Genomic DNA, 17,804 nt, shown 5'->3' with positions numbered 1-17,804 from the left:
AAGGTATATGAAGCAAAAGCTTCATATACCTTTTTACTTTTGACTTATATTATTCGAAATAAGCCCATTTCAATTGAGCATCACCAAGACCAGAAATTACTACATCTTTCAGGTTGTCTTTTTGTACCCAAACATTTGTATAGAAGTAAATCGGTGCGATTGGAAGCTCGTCCATTAGAATTGCTTCAGCATCTTTAAGCATTTGTTGACGTTTTGCTGCATCAGTTTCCTTTTGAGAATCGATCAACAATTGTTTAAATTCTGCATTTTCCCAGTTTGTATCGTTGTTACCGCCCTCTTTATCGCGGTATAGCTCAAGGAAGTTGATTGCATCATTGAAGTCACCTAACCAGCCCATACGTCCGATTTGGTAATCGCCAGAGTGAAGTTTATCAATGTAAACAGCCCACTCTTCGTTTCCTAATGTTACATCAATTCCAAGGTTATTTTTCCACATATCTTGAATTGCTTGAGCAATTTTCGCATGTGCTTCATCTGTGTTGTAAGATAAAGTGATAGTTGGAAGTTCTGAAGCATCTTTCAAGCCTAGCTCATCAAGACCTTTTTGAAGTTCTGCTTTTGCAGCTTCGATATCATTGTCTTTGAAGTAGCCTTCTTCGTTCTCAGGGAACATTGTTGGAGGAACAGCTGCCATTGCTGGAATTTGTCCACCTTGTGTAATTTGGTCTACAATTGATTGACGATCAATTGCATATGTCAATGCTTTACGGATATGAACGTTGTTCAAAGGTTCAACTTCCGTATTGAATTTGTACCAGTAAGTACCAGCAGTTGCTTGAGTTTTCAACTCGCCGCTGTCTTTAAGTGCTTTAATAGCATCTGTTGAAACAGTATCGAATGGAAGACCATTCCAGTCTAACTCATCGTTTTCGTACATGCTGCGAGAAGTTCCAGCATCATCGATCATAGAATATTCAACTGTTGCTAGCTTAACTGTGTCAGCATCCCAATAAGTTTCGTTTTTCTCTAGCTTAATGGATTCGCTGTGGTTCCATTCAGTCATTTTGAATGGTCCGTTTGATACATAATCATCTCCAGCATCTTTATACCAGTCTGGATTTTCTTTAGCAATTGTGCTGTTTACAGGGAAGTAAGTGTAAAAAGCAGTTAATTGAGTGAAGTATGGAGTTGGGTTGTTTAGAGTAACTTCAAGCGTTTTCTCGTCGATTGCTTTAACTCCAACATCATCTAGCTTACCTTTACCAGTGTTAGCTTCTTCAGCACCTTTTACATAGTAAAGCTGGTAAGCATATTGTGATTGGTTAGCTGGGTCAAGAGCCCATTTCCAAGCATACACAAAGTCTTCAGCAGTTACAGGATCACCGTTTGACCAGTTAGCATCTTCTTTAATTTTGAAAGTATAAGTTAATTGGTCGTCTGAAACTTGAATGTCTTCAGCCATTGCTTCCTCAGGCTCACCGTCTTTATCAATACGAGTTAAACCTTCAAAAGTTTGAAGCAATACGTTGCTTGATGTAGAATCATTCGCTAAACCAGGGTTTAGTGAGAATGGCTCTGATCTGATGTTAAGACGCAAATCTTGTTTTGCCTCTTCTGAGCTACCGCTGTCGCCGTTGCCACAAGCTGCAAGGAATGCACTAAGTGCAAGTACTAATGATAGAAGTACAAGCATTCTCTTTTTCATTGTTTTACCCCCTTATATATTTTGTCCACAAGTGGAGTTTCCAAAAATTATCTTTCCCATATAAAACGCAAGAATACATAAACTTATATTTCCTAAATAGTCTGTAAATTCAAGCCCACTTATTCGCTATTCAGCAATAGTAAACAATCCTTTATGTAACCTTCGTCACTACTAAACAATTAGGCTAGTATAATAATGAATTAGGAAATAAACTTTAGTATCCAATTGTTTCAAATAGTCTGAAATATCACTTTTAATTTCCACTCGTAAAACCAATTATATATATCGACCTATTAGATTGCAAGAAATTTGTAGAATTTTGTAGAATTAAGAATAATCTAAATTAATTTAATTTATAGATTTTTCTGTGAATAATATTCTGATATACTTTGTAGCTAGAAAATTAAAATTTCCTAACATTTTCCTGATAAAGTTATCCCTTCTTTATCTTCATTGAATCAATTAGGCCTCTAAGCGTAAAATATCCCTTGCCTTCCCTTGATTTTTCCTTGTTTTTAGTTTAATTTATACATATATAGTTAATACATTTATGCTTTGATAAAGAGTAGTACTTATATAATGGTTTAAAAGAGAGTTTGTGTCTGGTGAAAACAAACAGCCAGTTATAAGGAATGGACTTTTGAGCACTGAAATAGAACTGCTACTTCTTGCATATTACATTTCAGCGACTTCCTTTCGTTACCAAGGATAAAGTGGCTTGTTTTAAGCAATTAGGGTGGCACCGCGGACCATTCGTCCCTATGTTCGTATAGGGACGTGTGGTCTTTTTTTGTGCAAAAAATTCCTTGCAGGCTTAAAAAGACGTTTCTATGTCCAACCTTTATATAGTACAAACAGCAAATGGAGGAAAAACAAATGAAAACAATCTTTTCCGGCATCCAGCCGAGCGGAACAATTACTTTAGGAAATTATATTGGCGCACTAAGTCAGTTTGTGGAGCTACAGGATGATTATAACTGCTATTTCTGCATTGTTGATCAGCATGCGATCACAGTTCCGCAAGACCGCCTTGTATTAAGAAACAATATCCGCAGCCTTGCTGCATTGTATCTTGCTGTCGGTATTAACCCTGAAAAGGCTACATTATTCATCCAATCAGAAGTGCCTGCCCATGCTCAAGGTGCTTGGATGATGCAATGTATTTCCTATATAGGGGAATTAGAGCGCATGACGCAATTTAAAGATAAATCAGCTGGCAAAGAAGGTGTCTCTGCAGCACTTCTCACATACCCGCCATTGATGGCAACAGACATTCTGCTGTACAGCACAGATTTAGTTCCAGTCGGAGAAGACCAAAAGCAGCATTTAGAGCTGACACGAGATCTTGCTGAAAGATTCAACAAGAAATATAACGACATTCTGACAATACCAGAAGTTCGTATCCCTAAAGTCGGCGCAAGAATCATGTCACTGCAAGAACCGACGAAAAAAATGAGCAAATCTGATCCTAATAAAAAGGCAACAATCACTCTATTAGATGAGCCGTCAGCCATTGTCAAAAAGATCAAGAGTGCTGTTACAGATTCAGAAGGCATCGTGAAGTTTGATATTGAAAATAAACCGGGAGTTTCCAACCTGTTGTCTATTTACTCTATTCTTTCAGGGAAATCAATTGCAAGCTTGGAGGAAATGTATGAAGGCAAAGGCTACGGCGACTTTAAAGCAGATCTTGCAGAAGTAGTTGTTGATACACTTCGTCCAATTCAAGAGAAATACAATGAATTAATGAACTCCCCTGAGCTTGACGAGATTTTAGATTTAGGTGCGGAAAAAGCGAATAAAGTAGCAAACAAAATGGTTAAAAAAATGGAAAACGCTATGGGCTTAGGCCGCAAGCGCAGATAATAAAAACAGGCTGATAGATAGCTATCAGCCTGTTTTTATGTCTTATAATAGAAGAAAGCAGTTATTTAATTTACCTTTGGTCCATGTTCTAATTCCCAAAGCTTCTCAAAAAAGGGCTGTCCTTTTATAATGTTTTCACAAAACGTCTCATGCTTTGGCGACCAGCCAAATTTCGTGCAGTCAAACAGCTCACTCCAAGCATCCTCAAATTCAAGGCTTTGAATATCAAAATACTTCTCTGGGCTCCATTCTGTATACCAATATCTCACTTCTGCAACATTTTCAGAGGAATGCAGCTGATCGAGTGCCATGAACAACAATTGCTTAAGCTGACGCTCTTTTCTAGTCAGCCCGTACATCATTTGCGGCTCAGGCGACAGGATATGAAACTCCTTATTTTCTTCGTTGTCTGTTTGAAAGTTGTAGTTTATAGTCTCTTGGCTTTCAAGTAACTCATATGCCAGCTGTTCCTGCCTAGGTATCATTCTGCTTTTTCTAATCGGAATGGAATAACCAAGTGTATCAACAACCAAAATCCCTATTCCATCTGAAACAACAAAGCAATAATCCAATTGGATTCTTTCATGGTTTTTTCGAAGATAAGCTTTTTGGTAAATTTCTTCAAGCAGCTGCCTCGGAAGCTCTGCTAAATCATTTTCTATGTAGTTAAACAACACCGAATCAATCTTTACGAGCGGCACCTGATCAAGCAGCTCCACCCCATCTTCTTTTCTCCATTCGTGGAAATGGCAAACATTATAACCGTTTTCTTCTCCTTCAAACCAATTAACCCAAACATCATGAAGATATTGCATATTATTATCCCTCGCTTCAACAACTGTTTGTCAATCAGTATGGGCATCGAGCAGTAAATTTATTCCTGTTTTGTCATTGTTCTTATAAGTTTCTTTTCTAGAAAGCATGTAATCTTTGCACTCGCCCATTCATAGTATGTTTATTATTATGATACATTTCTCTTATATATGTACAAACTCTCCATAGATTTAAAAAGCAAAAAAGCCTTTCTATGTAAGAAAGACTTATTACCTTTATATCTATAGCCTTTTCTAATTGTACAGTAAACCTGTTAATCATTAACGTTTGGATTTTGGGTTGAAGGCATCTTTTAGGCCTTCGCCTATGAAGTTAATGGATAGGATAGTCAAGGTTAGTATTGCTGCTGGGGGAATCCATATCCACCACTTATTCATTAGTACATCGGGACTTCTTGCTTCTTGCATCATATTGCCCCATGTCGGCGTAGTCAACGGCACTCCAAAACCAAGAAAACTTAAACTAGTTTCCACGACAATCATCGTCGCTAGTGTTAAAGTTGCCTGTACAATAATAGTAGATACGACATTCGGCAACAAATGGTTAAAAATAACTTTAGCTGGCGAACATCCTATTGATATAGAGCTTAAGACGTATTCATTTTCCTTCTCAGCCATTATCTTACTCCTGACCAGTCTGGCAATACCTGTCCAGCTGAGAATACTTATGACAAATATCAGTGTGCCAATACTGCTACCTGGAAAAATAGCAGCAAGAACAATAACAAAAATCAGGAATGGAAAGTTCATGACAAAGTCGGTGAACCTCATGAGTAGGTTGTCTACCCATCCTCCAAAATACCCAGCAATTGCTCCAATCACTGTGCCAATTATTACAACCGAGGCAGTAATGGAGAATGCTAGTAGCAAGGAAGTCTGTCCACCAAGCAGTGTTCTAGCGAAAATATCTCTTCCAGACTTATCAGTACCAAAAAAATGCTCTGAAGATGGTGTTTTGCTTATTTGCGAAAAATCTATTCGATTGTTTTCTTCAACTGACATCGTAAGTGGTTCTGCCAAAACGGATAATATCGTAATTAACAACAAAAATAATAAACTTATTAGGGCCAACTTATTTGCAAGGAATTTCCTGCGGGCAATCGCCCATGGAGATTGGCTTTTAACAGGTTTATTCAAATTCGGTGTCACTCTAGTCTGCTTCGATAATGATGGTTCCAATCTCATTCCCTCCTAACTTAAACGAATCCGTGGATCGACTAGCCCATATAATAAATCCGCAATCAGATTTCCCACTAGAGACATAACTGTCAACAGCAGGGAAATAGCCATCATAACCGAATAATCCCTGTTGTTTACTGATTCATAGAACAAATTTCCGATACCAGGATATGTAAATATTGACTCTACTATAACAGCGCCACCAATTATATTTGCTATATCGAATCCTAATAGTGTGATAATCGGGATAATAGAATTTCGCAATATATGCTTATTGTAAATCGCTGATTCTTTCGTACCCTTTGCTCTTGCAGTACGAACATAATCTTTACGAGAGCTTTCAATCATATCATTTCTTAAAAACTGTGTATACGATGCAGTTGACATCGCTCCTAATACAATAGCAGGCAAAATTGTATGCTTAGCTTTGCTCAGGATATACTCAAGACTGCCCGGTTCCACACCTGAGCCGACACTGCCGCTTGCTGGTACCCAGCCTAAATGGATGGCAAAAATATAAATAGCTACCAATGCTGCTACAAAGCTTGGAATAGCAAGCATTAAATAATTTAAGCCAGATATTAAATAGTCTCCAACTGTATATGGCATTCTTCCAGAATATCTTCCCATAAAAAATGCTAGAACATAGGTAATAATTAATGCTGTAATGCCGAGAATAATTGTATTTGGCAATCTCTCTCCAATAAGTTCCATAACCGGCTGCTTATGCTGGAATGAATCTCCAAAATCTCCTTGCAGAACTCCGCCAATCCATCTCAAATATTGTATATGAATTGGATCATCTAACCCTAATTGATCACGCATTTCGGCAATATAAGCAGGATCTGAATTAAGCGGGTCTATTTTTCCAGATAGGGCATCCCCTGGCATTAACTTCGCCAGGGAAAATACCACTACTGAGATAAGGAAAAGAATTGGAATCATACCGATTAGCCTTCTAATTGCGTATTGCAACATATTCCATTCTCCTTATCAATTAAACTTTTATTCAACAATATGCCATTGGTGGAAATCTTCTGTTCCAAATGGAGTAACTTTAACGCCCTCTACTCGTTTATTAATGGCCCAAGCGTCTTCACGCTGTTCAAAGAAGATTGTCGGTAATTCCTCATTTACAATTTTTTGCCATTCATAATAAATTTCTTTTCTGTACTCTTGCACATCTTGATTTGCATCTTGCGGATATTGAATACCTTTTTTGATTAATTCATCCGATTTTTCATTGTACCAGCGTGAATAGTTCCAAACATCTGTTGATAACCATAAGCCAGATGGATCTGGGTCATTCGCAAGCCCCCATGCACCCATGAATACTTCTGACTTATCTGCCTCTACTGTATCGTAGAACAAGTTAAACTCTTTTAATGAACCACCGTTCAGTTCTGCTTTAAGACCAACATCACCCCATGACTGCAAGATGAATTGCGCACGTGCTTCAGATGTTTCCACGCCACTCATAGCATCAAATTTAATTGTGAACGGTTTGCCATCTGGATCTTCACGGAACCCATCTCCGTCAACATCTTTATAGCCTGCTTCATCAAGCAATGACTTCGCCTTTTCTTGATCGAATTCATATGAATTGATTTGATCATCAGGGATTTTCGCCCATGATACAGTAGGATATGGTGTATTTAACGGTTTACCTAATCCAGAAGCAAAATTGTCAATAAAGGCTTGGCGATCAATTGCATATACCATCGCTTGACGTAATTCTTTGCTTTGATATTTTGGATTGTCCATAACAACTTTTCCTGCTTCTTTATCATAATGACCAAAATTAAAGCCAATATAGGAGTAAGACATAGCATCAACAGTAACTGGATTAATATTGTCTAACGCCTTAATAGTTTCCCATTGGTCTTTAGGTGCTTCAATTACATCTACTTCTCCATTTTGAATAAGGCCTGAAGCCAATGAACCGTCTATAACTTTATAAACGACACCATCCAATTTTGGTTTACCTTGCCAGTAATCATCAAAACGCTCATATTCAATGCTTTCACCTGGAACAATTGTTTTTACTTTAAATGGTCCTACACCTATTGGATTTTTCCGTACTTGGTCAGCCTCAGACACCTTGTCTGCCGCAAGATCACCATAATAATGCTTAGGTTCTGGATAAGTCCAGATATTTTCCAGCACATTGACTTGTGGCTCAATTAATGTAACTTCAATCGTATAATCATCGACTACCTTAATGCCTTCAATCGTATCTGACTTTCCATCATGATATTCTTGAACCCCTTTAATCATGGCAACGTTTGCGTAACGAGGTCCATTATAATTAGGGTCAGCAATCAAGTACCAAGCATACTCCATATCTTCTGCTTTTAATTCAACACCGTCATGCCATTTTACGCCTTCTTTAATTTTAAAAGTTAGTACTGTATTATCTTCGGAAAACTCATATGTAGCCAGGTTTGGCTCTGCAACCAAATCATCATTTGTCTTAAGTAAACCTTCTTGCATAAATTGAAGGGCATTAGCATCATCTTCACCTTCATAATAAGCATAAGATAAGACACCTTTAAATGGCTGTGTAAAACCAAATGTTACTGTTCCGCCTTCCACTTCCTTTTTCTCACCGCTGTCTTCCCCTGAACTAGTAGTGTCCGAGCATGCTGCCAAAAAAGCCGATAATACTAGCAGCAATGAAAAAATCAATAACATAGACTTCTTTTTCATAATCTTCCCCCCATACATATATTTTTAGTTATAAAGATGACAAGCGACTTGATGTCCTGGCTTCACCTCCTTTAATTGTGGTTTAATGCTTGAGCATTCTGGCATTGCATGCTTGCAACGCGGATGAAAAGCGCAACCTTTCGGTGGGTTTATTGGGCTTGGCACATCTCCTTTAAGAATAATTCGCTCTTTTCTTTTTCTTGGATCAGGCTCAGGTATAGCTGATATCAAAGCCTGTGTATATGGATGAAGCGGTTCTTCATAAAGGCTTTCCTTTGCAGAAATTTCAACAAGACCACCTAGATACATAACTCCAATTCGATCACTCATATGCTTAACTACACTTAAATCATGGGCAATAAATAAAAAGGTTAGGTCAAACTCTTTTTGCAAGGATTTCAACAAATTTAACACTTGAGATTGCACGGAAACATCAAGTGCTGAAACAGGTTCATCAGCAATAATTAGCTTCGGTCTTAAAGCTAATGCTCTAGCAATTCCAACCCTTTGCCTTTGACCACCAGAAAACTCATGTGGATATTTATAATAAGCATCCTCTGGCAAGCCAACCTTCATAAGTAGTTCAAGAATCTCTTGTTTCAAAGCTTTACCGTCTTTTCTATAATAATTTCTTATAGGCTCAGAAATTAGGTCGCCTACCATCATAGTCGGATTAAGAGAAGCATAAGGATCTTGGAAAACCATCTGGAAGTCCTGACGTATTTTCCGTAAAGTTGCTCCTTTTACCTTCGTTATATCTTTACCGTCAAAAATGATTTTTCCATCGGTCGGCTCTAACAGCCGCAATATGGTTCGTCCTGCTGTTGACTTGCCGCAGCCAGACTCCCCAACTAACCCCAATGTCTCTCCTTTATTAATTTCAAAAGATATATCGTCGACTGCTTTTACATCAGCCACTTTTCTTTGTAAAAATCCGCCCTTAATAGGATAGTAGGTTTTAAGATTTTTAACTTCCAATAAAATATCTTTATCCTTAATAGTTTCTGCTGTCATTATGCGTTCACTCCTTCCTTCGGTTTGCTTTGATCATAGAGAAGGCAGGAAACTTCATGTCCATCTTCAGTGCTTGCAAGAATCGGTGTTATGTATTTACATTCGGGCATTGCCATCGGACAGCGATCTGCGAATCGGCAGCCGGCTTCGGGCATATTTTTTAAGGATGGAACTATTCCGCTGATGGAGCTCAACAGCTCGACTTCCTCGTCCATTTTTGGGATAGCCTCCAAAAGCAGTTTTGTGTAGGGGTGTTTCGGTTCGTAGAACAGTGTATCAACGTCTGTCTTCTCGACGATTTTGCCTGCATACATGACGATTACTTCATCACACATTTCCGCAACTACACCTAAATCATGGGTGATTAGAATGACAGACATATCGTTCTCTGCTTGAATTTCTTTCATGAGATCAAGGATTTGAGCTTGAACAGTTACGTCAAGTGCGGTTGTTGGCTCGTCAGCAATCAAAAGCTTCGGCTGGCAGGCGATGGCAATCGCAATCATCACCCTTTGGCGCATCCCGCCTGAAAGCTGATGCGGATATTCATCTACCAGTTTTTCCGGCCTTGATATACCTACGCTTTTCAACAATTCGACACTCTTTTGTCTTGCTTGTTTCTTGGTGATATCGTGGTGATTTAACAATACCTCCATTAATTGAAAGCCTATTGTGAAAACAGGGTTTAATGAGGTCATTGGTTCTTGAAATATCATGGAAATGTCACTGCCTCTAATACTGTTTATCTCTTTATCTCCCATTGTTTCAAGATGGACTCCATCAAAGATAATTTCACCTGAGCGGATAACTCCTGCTCCTTTAGGAAGAAGCTTCATAATAGACAGGCTAAGGACTGATTTCCCACACCCAGATTCTCCAACAATTCCGACAATTTGGCGCGGCTTCACTTGGAAGGATACATTATCGACAGCGTTATACAGCTTTCCGTCGATAGAGAAGGAGGTTTCTAAGTTTTTAACCTCCAGCAAATAACTATCATTTGATGTGGAAGCATTACCGTTCATTTTACACCTCTGACATATTGTGACTTTTATTACATTAAAATCTATTTGTTAAAATACTATTACAGATTTATTTGAATTGCAATATTTTTTTAAATATTAGCATAAGTCTAAATTGTGTAGAAAAAGAGAAACCCTATAGTATAAAGGTTTCTCTCTATTTTTATGCTGTATTTACTTTAAAAATTCTTCGCTTTTCAAAACAAAATATGCTTTTTCAGAAAAACTTTTTTGTTTTTTAAATTTAGTAATCATATAAAATCCGTAGCAGTAGCCCAGCATATCCGGAAAGCTTCCTAGACCAAACAGCAAAGCATCATGCAAATATTCACTTTTATTAATATCCAAATTCTCTTGCAGATGCTTTTCCCAGAAGCCCTCTAATTCATCCTCTTTATATTTACGGCACCAATCTGCATTATACTTCTCTCCACAGTGGTTTTTAACAGCATGCTCTGCCAGCCCTTCCATAATTATTGAGTCCAGAAGGGTGTATTCATCGACATCCTTTTTTTGATAGTGTATTCGGCAAACATGATGATATTCATGAATTATTAAGGCTTCCAGCTCTTTTTCATCTTCTATATCTCCAATAAAGAGGAATAGCATATCAGGAAATGACAGCCCTGATTTCTTGTCACTTCTTCTGGAAGTTTGATTAAAAGGAAAAATATAAATAGGAATATCAGGACCTTTCCATAAGCTTTTGTATTTTAAGTAAATTCGTTCACACTTCGCCCATACATCTTCTTTAACAAGTGAATCATATATTTCTTTTGTTTTTCTTGAAGGCTTATACATCCCAAAATTGGCAAGATGCTGATATACCTGTCTTGACGGCTCTCCTTCGAAGGCGCCTTTAAGCTCACTGCAAATCGCAACTGGTTTATAAAATTTTTCATCGAGCCACTCTCTTGTGTTCACTACCCCAAATCCTTTCCCCCTTTCCCTCTACAGACTGAGAATATAACGTTATAGTTTATGTTCTGACAAATCATATGGTGTTCATTCATAAGACCAGTTAATGAAAACAAAAACTCTGCACATCTTTTGTGCAGAGTTTTAATTCAAATGCTTTTTTTTCGTTTATCTACGATCATTTTGAATCCGCAGCCGCAAAGGATGGAATGCTTTAATCTTTGGATTGGCTGTTTACATACAGGACAAACCTGCTGCCCAGATTGTTTATTTCTGTTCACAGCTGCTGCATGTCCCGTAGAACTGGAGGTTATGGGAGCTAATGTTGAATTTCGATATGGATTGGGCAAATACTTCTACCTCCTTTAAAGCTGGGTACCATACATCTACCATTTCTCCACATTTACTGCAGACGATATGATAGTGGTCTTCTTGTTTCCATTCATACTTGCTTAATGATTCTCCAAACTGAATTTCTTTCACTAAACCTATCTCACAAAATAACTTTATATTATTATAAACTGTTGTAATACTTACAGATGGCATGGACTCATTTAACAGCTGATATAACTCCTCTACTGTCCAATGTTTATTTCCTTTGGAAAGAATATTTATTAGTTCATGTCTTTGAGGTGTTAAGCGAATATTTTTCTCCTTTAATGCCTGTATTGCTTTTTCGATACTTAACATATTATCCTCCTTTGCTAAACAAGCGATGTTAAATTGATAATCAGTCTGTCATAATGAGAAAAGAGCTAACTTCTTAAGCAAGCGCTTACTTAGTTCTAGAAATAAAGATTTTCATAATTGTTATTATCCGCAAAAACTTTTTATACTCTATATTTAATTATATACATTTTTTAATTATAGTCAATTTTAATTTATAATAATTATTATTAACATAAATTAAAAACAGGCTAACCTATTAAAGGCTAGCCTGTTTTATTATTATTGATATTTCTTAAAGATAATTGTTGCGTTATGTCCACCAAAGCCTAATGAGTTGCTCATTGCCACGTTAACTTCTTGTTTTCTATGCTTGTTTACTACATAGTCTAAATCACAATCAGCATCTGGTGTTTCATAGTTGATTGTTGGAGGAATTACGCTGTCTTTAATGGAAAGAATGCTGAAGATCGCTTCAACTCCGCCTGCAGCCCCTAACAAGTGTCCTGTCATTGATTTAGTTGAGCTGACTGGCAATTTATAAGCATAGTCTCCGAAGACTTCTTTAATAGCCATTGTCTCAAACTTATCGTTATATGCTGTGCTTGTTCCATGTGCATTCAAGTATGATACTTCTTCTGGCTGTAAGCCTGCATCATTGATTGCCATTTTCATCGCACGTGCACCGCCTTCTCCGCCAGGAGCTGGAGAAGTGATATGATATGCATCACCAGTTGAGCCGTAACCAACGATTTCTGCGTAGATTTTTGCTCCTCTTGCAAGTGCATACTCTAATTCTTCCAGCACTAGAATACCTGCACCCTCACCGATAACAAATCCGTCACGGTTTGCATCAAACGGTCTGCTCGCTGTTTTTGGGTCTGGGTTTGTGGAAAGTGCTGTGTTCGCACAGAAACCTGCAACTGACATTTTTGTAATTGGCGCTTCTGCTCCGCCTGTAATCATTGCATCAGCATCACCGCGCTGAATAACTTTGAAGGCATCGCCGATTGAGTTTGTTCCTGTTGCACAAGCAGTTACTGTACATGAGTTAACCCCTCTTGCACCAAGCGTGATAGAAACCTGTCCTGTTGCCATGTCTGGAATAAGCATTGGCACGAAGAACGGACTAACACGTTTATAGCCTCTCTTTTGGAAAATTTCGTATTGATTTTCGAATGTTTCCATACCGCCGATTCCTGAACCGATCCAAACACCAATGCGTGCTGAGTTTTCTTCGGTAATTTGCAAGTCTGCATCCTTCACAGCCATTAAAGAAGCAGCAAGAGCATATTGAGTAAAGCGATCCATCTTTCTTGCATCCTTCTTATCCATGAAATCTTCTGCGTTAAAGTCATTGATTTGTGCTGCTACTTTTGCAGGATATTCATCTGCATTTATTCTCGTAAGCGGCCCAATGCCAGAAACTCCATTCACGATATTTTCCCATGTTTTTTCAGCATCATTACCAACCGGCGTTACTGCACCAATACCTGTAACGACTACTCTTCTATTACTCATGATTGTAATCTCCTTTGATTTATTCATACACTCTAAGTGTTAAAATTTTTTAATTATCTGCCCCAGCGCAGAGCGATTGCGCCCCATGTCAAGCCGCCGCCGAAGCCTACCATAACGATGACGTCATCGTCCTTAAGCTTGCCCGCCTCATACTCTTCCACAAGTGAGATTGGAATCGAAGCTGCACTTGTATTTCCATACTTATGAACTGTTTTTGACATCTTCTCTTCAGGAAGATTCAAACGCTGTCTGGATGCTTCCATAATGCGAATATTCGCTTGATGCGGAATCAGCAAGTCAACATCCTCTTTAGAAAGGCCTGCTTTTACCAATACATTTTCACTGCTTTCACCCATTTGACGAACAGCAAATTTAAATACTTCTCTGCCGTTCATTTGGATAAAGTCTTCTTCATCTTGGAAAAGATGCTTACCGCCAGAGCCGTCTGCACCTAGCTCAAAGGAAAGAATTCCTCGTCCTTCTGAAACCTCACCCAATACGACAGCTCCGCCGCCATCGCCAAAGAGCACAGCTGTATTGCGGTCATCCCAATTCGTGATTTTTGACAGCTTTTCCACACCAACAACAAGAACGTATTTATAAGCTCCATTATCGATGAACTGTTTAGCTGTAACCATTCCATACATAAAACCTGCGCATGCTGCACTTAAATCCATTGCTGCAGCTTTAATACAGCCAAGGCGTTCTTGAAGCATGCAGGCAACTGTCGGAAACGGCTGATCTGGTGTGACTGTTGCCACAACAATCATGTCAATATCCTCAGGGCTGATGTTAGCATTCTCAATTGCCTTTTTTGCAGCTTCATATGCTATGTCAGATGTATTTGTATTATCATCTGCAATTCTTCTCTCCTCAATGCCTGTACGTGTACGAATCCATTCATCATTCGTGTCCACCATTTTTTCCAAATCAAAATTTGTCAAGATTCTTTCAGGCAATGCACGGCCAAGGCCAATAATTCCTGTACTCAAAGCTGTCAGCTCCTTTAATATGTCCGATTATACTTTATTTGCTTGTAAATTGAAAAATGAAAGGCATTTTTCGACGCAATCGTATTCTATATATTATTATCAATTATTATGACTTGGTACTAATTTTATCAAATTTCTCATATAGTATGCAACTTTTTTTCACTTTATAAGCGCCTGTCTAAACAACTTCTTAAATTTATTCATAAGATAAACATAAAGAGCTAATATTGCCTGGAATAAAGGGGGGAACTGCGTTGGATGAGGATATTCAAAATGCCGTCGATGAACAGGATGACAGCGTGAAAGCAGAGGAAGATTACTATTATGACTTCATGCTTGGCAGAAAGGTTTATCGTAAAAAACAGCATGATGATGCTTTATATGAAAGAAGGGAAAGAAGGGAAAGAACGAAAGGAGATTCCTGGATTTTAGGTCAGCATGGCAGACAGCGCGAGGAGGATTCGCAGCAACCAGAAGATAATAACAAAGTGATGAACTTTTTGGACGAAATAGATATGAACTTAGTTTTTAGTAATATTGAGCTATTTATGAGTTCTGCTAATGAGCTAAAGCCGCTGATTAACAAAGTTAAGCCAATGTTAAAAAAATGGATGGACTAACCTTTAGTGCAGCTCCTGCTGGAGAGAAAAAGCTTGCATCTCCTCCTCCACAAAGAGCAAAATGCAAGCTTTTTATCATTGGTTATTAGGAAATTTGCCTGTCTCTTTATATTGCTTCATTTCCTTATTGATTTTTTGGATAAATGCCGCATCAATATTAGGGCTGAACTTTCCTAATGTGATGACATTTTCCTTCATTCCGTAAGATATATCGCCTGATACGAGCTTGCCTTCGTTAAATTTGCCAGCAAGTATATCAAACATTTTTGATACATTTTGCACGGTGCTTGTTAAAACAGTCATTCTGCCAAGATCAGATTGTTCAGAAACATAACCAATTGCATAAAGGCCCTTCGCCTTTACTTGTTCGATGATATCGATATTAAATCCGTCACCTGCAGGATAAATAATATCAGCAGCTTTGGCAATCGCCGAATCGAGCAGCTTCAGTGCCTGTTCACGATTATCCCACCCCTGTACAAAATCAGTCAGAACCTCCACATTTTTATTCTCATACTTAGCTCCGTCTATAAATCCTTGTATCTCAGGCTGCCAGTCAAAGGCTCCAATAACAGAGATTGTATTGGTCTTTGTCATATGGCCTGCGACCATTCCTCCGAAAAAGCCCATCGCATAGCCTTCAAACGAGGCGCTAGTTGTATTATCATTTTTAGCGCTGCCATTAAAGCTGATAAAATGGATGTCAGGATATTTTTCAGACAAAATATTAAAATAATCCGCAAATTCACTGCCATGCCCAAAGATGAGATTTACCCCTTTTTGATCGAATTCCTCGATCGCTCTTTCTGCAAGGGCAAGGGAATCAATATACTCCTTATAATAAACATCCACATTATAATGTGATTGTATATTTAACAGCCCCTTATATCCTTTCGTGCCCCAGACTTGGTCTGTAACCGTTCCAGTCACGAGCAATCCTACACTTTTCAATTGCCCCTTTTTTTCGGCTTGTCCGCAGGAGGCAAGAAAAAAGGTGCTCAGCAGGATGAAAAGGGACAGCATTAGCTTCATTTTTTTCATTTGAACGCCTTTCTTTCACGCAATTTTTCATATAAACTACTACACTACCACTTATACATCTTAATATGTCTTCTTTGCATTTCCAAGTTATCTGCAATATTGTTTTTATTATCAACTGTATACGACTGTAAGCAGGAAGGAATCTGATAGCGCGGAATTTTTACCGGAAACTCTTTTATTGCTTTTTTACCGTGCATCCAATGATTTTTGATGCCGCTCGTCAAGAAAAGACAGGCTGTGCTTGTTTCCATCATCAGCTTTTTCGTTGCAGCTGCTGCATCATCTATAAAAATAGCATCTTCCTTATACTCCAGCTCGCTTAATTCTATATCATTACAGTCTTCTAATAATTGAACAAATAAAAACTCCTTTGGCTGCCATGGTCCATACACGGTCGGATAATAGATAAACCTGAAAGGAATACCAATACTTTTCAGCATTGGAAAGAGTTCTTCTTCATGCCGGGTGAAATCCAGCACATTACCTAGAAAGATTAATTCATGCTTTCTATCTGTCAAATCCTGAATATTGCTTTCTATATGCAAATCATTTTTTATTTGGCTGATTATTTTATCGCTGTTTAGTATGTCATAACAATCATAAATAATCTTGCCGCTGTTTCCCTTAAATTTCTCTTCCCAGCCTATTTCTTCGTAATTGGCATTCCTTCCTATTTCTAGCTGCTTATCTTCGGAATCTTCCAGTTTCAGATTTGGATAAGATACTCCATAAACAGTTTCTCCATCTTCCAATAAAGAGCGGCAAAGGTGAAAGCCGATAAATTGGTATGTACCGACAATTACTGCATTCTCCATCTAAAGAAGCCTCCTTGAAGTCAGGTTAGTGTATCTTATGCAGAGATAAGAGCAATCATGATTATCATCAAAGAGCTGCTATCTTAGAATAAAAGAAGCTGAAACTAATCGCTTCAGCCTCTCTAACGTAAAAAAAGGGACAGCTAGAGGGTTTTTTCATACTGTCCAAAAAAGCGGATAATTTGCCCGGGGATTGCACTCCTTTTTTCTGGCAAAACATAAGATACGAAGATGGGCAGCTCTTCTTGATCCCATTTTCTAATTCTTTCCTTCAGCAGCTGGGATTGGTAATAGGATTTGCCGTTATGAAGTATATGGATGATTTTCGCAGGGGTGTCTGTCTCTTCTAGATGATTTTCTTTTATTTCTTTTATAAAGTCAGGGATAACTTTAGCATTTTTATCATAGGCAGCTGCTATTTCATTACAAAGCTTTTTAAAGAAAAATTTATGCTCCTTTTCTTTCTCAAGATGTTCACTTAAAGACAGAATAGGGTTGAACAAGACGACTGAACGGATATTTTCCTTCATTTCCATCATCAGCTTTATCGCAACCAATGCTCCCATTCCTTCTGCAATTAAATGTATTTTCGGGTTGAGGATTTCTGAGCGAATCATATGCTCATACAGTCTTTTAGCAAGCATTAAAGATCTTTCGCTTCCCCAGTTCTTTCCATAGAGATTAGAATAAAAAATGGTGTATCCTTTATTTCGCAATGAATCAATAATTGATTTCTTCCCTTCATTCTGTACCCAAAAGCTATTCTTTGCATCTACAAAATGTCTGTCGTCACCAATAATTAAGATACCGAAACCGTTAGGCTGCTGTGTTGGATAATGTATCATATTCCATTCGGTATCCAGTTGGAAGTTCCGGTTCTCCATCTCTCAAAACTCCTTTTTAGGTTTTCCTTTTACTAATGTATGACCATTTCAGCAAAAT

The 17,804-nt window shown here is 38.1% G+C and carries 16 protein-coding genes and 1 other annotated feature; of the genes, 2 read left to right on the top strand and 14 right to left on the bottom strand.

What is annotated here, in order from left to right; translation table 11 throughout:
* Positions 1-49: 49 nt before the first annotated feature.
* Positions 50-1,666, bottom strand: coding sequence for a peptide ABC transporter substrate-binding protein (locus ACLIJJ_RS06290; protein ID WP_233316718.1), 1,617 nt, complete (start codon positions 1,664-1,666; stop codon positions 50-52).
* Between the two features lie 546 nt (positions 1,667-2,212).
* Positions 2,213-2,430, top strand: a binding site (T-box leader).
* 112 nt (positions 2,431-2,542) lie between these two features.
* On the opposite strand from ACLIJJ_RS06290, the gene trpS reads away from it, so the two are divergent.
* Entirely contained in the window at positions 2,543-3,532 is a 990-nt protein-coding gene (gene trpS / locus ACLIJJ_RS06285) for a tryptophan--tRNA ligase (RefSeq protein ID WP_233316717.1), read from the top strand.
* 65 nt (positions 3,533-3,597) lie between these two features.
* Here trpS and ACLIJJ_RS06280 read toward each other — a convergent pair whose 3' ends face one another.
* The 10 genes from ACLIJJ_RS06280 to ACLIJJ_RS06235 all read right to left on the bottom strand — a co-directional run bounded on the left by ACLIJJ_RS06280 (position 3,598) and on the right by ACLIJJ_RS06235 (position 14,386).
* Positions 3,598-4,347, bottom strand: a complete 750-nt coding sequence (locus ACLIJJ_RS06280) for a YjbA family protein (protein ID WP_233316716.1) — start codon at positions 4,345-4,347, stop codon at positions 3,598-3,600.
* Positions 4,348-4,626: 279 nt separating this feature from the next.
* Complete coding sequence (gene opp4C / locus ACLIJJ_RS06275) at positions 4,627-5,544, bottom strand: oligopeptide ABC transporter permease (RefSeq protein ID WP_411229519.1); 918 nt, start codon at positions 5,542-5,544, stop codon at positions 4,627-4,629.
* 12 nt (positions 5,545-5,556) lie between these two features.
* The gene (gene opp4B, locus ACLIJJ_RS06270; protein ID WP_251645325.1) at positions 5,557-6,522 is read right to left on the bottom strand and encodes an oligopeptide ABC transporter permease; all 966 of its coding nucleotides are present in this window, start codon (positions 6,520-6,522) and stop codon (positions 5,557-5,559) included.
* Between the two features lie 27 nt (positions 6,523-6,549).
* A complete protein-coding gene (gene opp4A, locus ACLIJJ_RS06265) occupies positions 6,550-8,253 on the bottom strand; it encodes an oligopeptide ABC transporter substrate-binding protein (protein ID WP_411410670.1) in 1,704 nt (567 codons plus the stop codon).
* Between the two features lie 24 nt (positions 8,254-8,277).
* The gene (locus ACLIJJ_RS06260; protein WP_411410669.1) at positions 8,278-9,267 is read right to left on the bottom strand and encodes an ABC transporter ATP-binding protein; all 990 of its coding nucleotides are present in this window, start codon (positions 9,265-9,267) and stop codon (positions 8,278-8,280) included.
* The gene (locus ACLIJJ_RS06255; RefSeq protein ID WP_411229515.1) at positions 9,267-10,292 is read right to left on the bottom strand and encodes an ABC transporter ATP-binding protein; all 1,026 of its coding nucleotides are present in this window, start codon (positions 10,290-10,292) and stop codon (positions 9,267-9,269) included. The genes ACLIJJ_RS06260 and ACLIJJ_RS06255 overlap by 1 nt, the downstream gene beginning before the upstream one ends.
* A 171-nt stretch (positions 10,293-10,463) precedes the next feature.
* Positions 10,464-11,213, bottom strand: a complete 750-nt coding sequence (locus tag ACLIJJ_RS06250) for a DUF2268 domain-containing putative Zn-dependent protease (protein WP_233316710.1) — start codon at positions 11,211-11,213, stop codon at positions 10,464-10,466.
* A gap of 261 nt (positions 11,214-11,474) precedes the next feature.
* Positions 11,475-11,897 carry a Fur family transcriptional regulator gene (locus ACLIJJ_RS06245; RefSeq protein WP_233316709.1) on the bottom strand — a complete coding sequence of 141 codons (423 nt, stop codon included), beginning with the start codon at positions 11,895-11,897 and terminating at the stop codon, positions 11,475-11,477.
* Positions 11,898-12,155: 258 nt separating this feature from the next.
* Positions 12,156-13,394, bottom strand: a complete 1,239-nt coding sequence (gene fabF, locus ACLIJJ_RS06240) for a beta-ketoacyl-ACP synthase II (protein WP_233316708.1) — start codon at positions 13,392-13,394, stop codon at positions 12,156-12,158.
* A 53-nt stretch (positions 13,395-13,447) separates the two neighbouring features.
* Positions 13,448-14,386 carry a beta-ketoacyl-ACP synthase III gene (locus ACLIJJ_RS06235; RefSeq protein WP_341075290.1) on the bottom strand — a complete coding sequence of 313 codons (939 nt, stop codon included), beginning with the start codon at positions 14,384-14,386 and terminating at the stop codon, positions 13,448-13,450.
* A gap of 254 nt (positions 14,387-14,640) precedes the next feature.
* Between ACLIJJ_RS06235 and ACLIJJ_RS06230 the strand changes: the two genes are divergently transcribed.
* On the top strand, positions 14,641-15,006 hold the full coding sequence (locus ACLIJJ_RS06230) for a hypothetical protein (RefSeq protein WP_233316706.1): 366 nt from the start codon (positions 14,641-14,643) through the stop codon (positions 15,004-15,006).
* Positions 15,007-15,081: 75 nt separating this feature from the next.
* On the opposite strand, the gene ACLIJJ_RS06225 is transcribed toward ACLIJJ_RS06230, so the two are convergent.
* From ACLIJJ_RS06225 to ACLIJJ_RS06215, 3 genes are all read right to left on the bottom strand, one after another.
* Entirely contained in the window at positions 15,082-16,047 is a 966-nt protein-coding gene (locus ACLIJJ_RS06225; RefSeq protein WP_411410668.1) for a BMP family ABC transporter substrate-binding protein, read from the bottom strand.
* Between the two features lie 44 nt (positions 16,048-16,091).
* Complete coding sequence (locus tag ACLIJJ_RS06220) at positions 16,092-16,862, bottom strand: hypothetical protein (protein WP_233316704.1); 771 nt, start codon at positions 16,860-16,862, stop codon at positions 16,092-16,094.
* Positions 16,863-17,005: 143 nt separating this feature from the next.
* On the bottom strand, positions 17,006-17,746 hold the full coding sequence (locus ACLIJJ_RS06215; protein WP_233316703.1) for a lipase family protein: 741 nt from the start codon (positions 17,744-17,746) through the stop codon (positions 17,006-17,008).
* Between the last annotated feature and the right edge of the window lie 58 nt (positions 17,747-17,804).

The organism is Niallia laureatilytica (genome assembly GCF_046613985.1).
In the GTDB taxonomy this organism is placed as follows: Bacteria; Bacillota; Bacilli; order Bacillales; family Cytobacillaceae; genus Niallia.
This window is presented reverse-complemented; position numbering and strand designations above follow the sequence as displayed.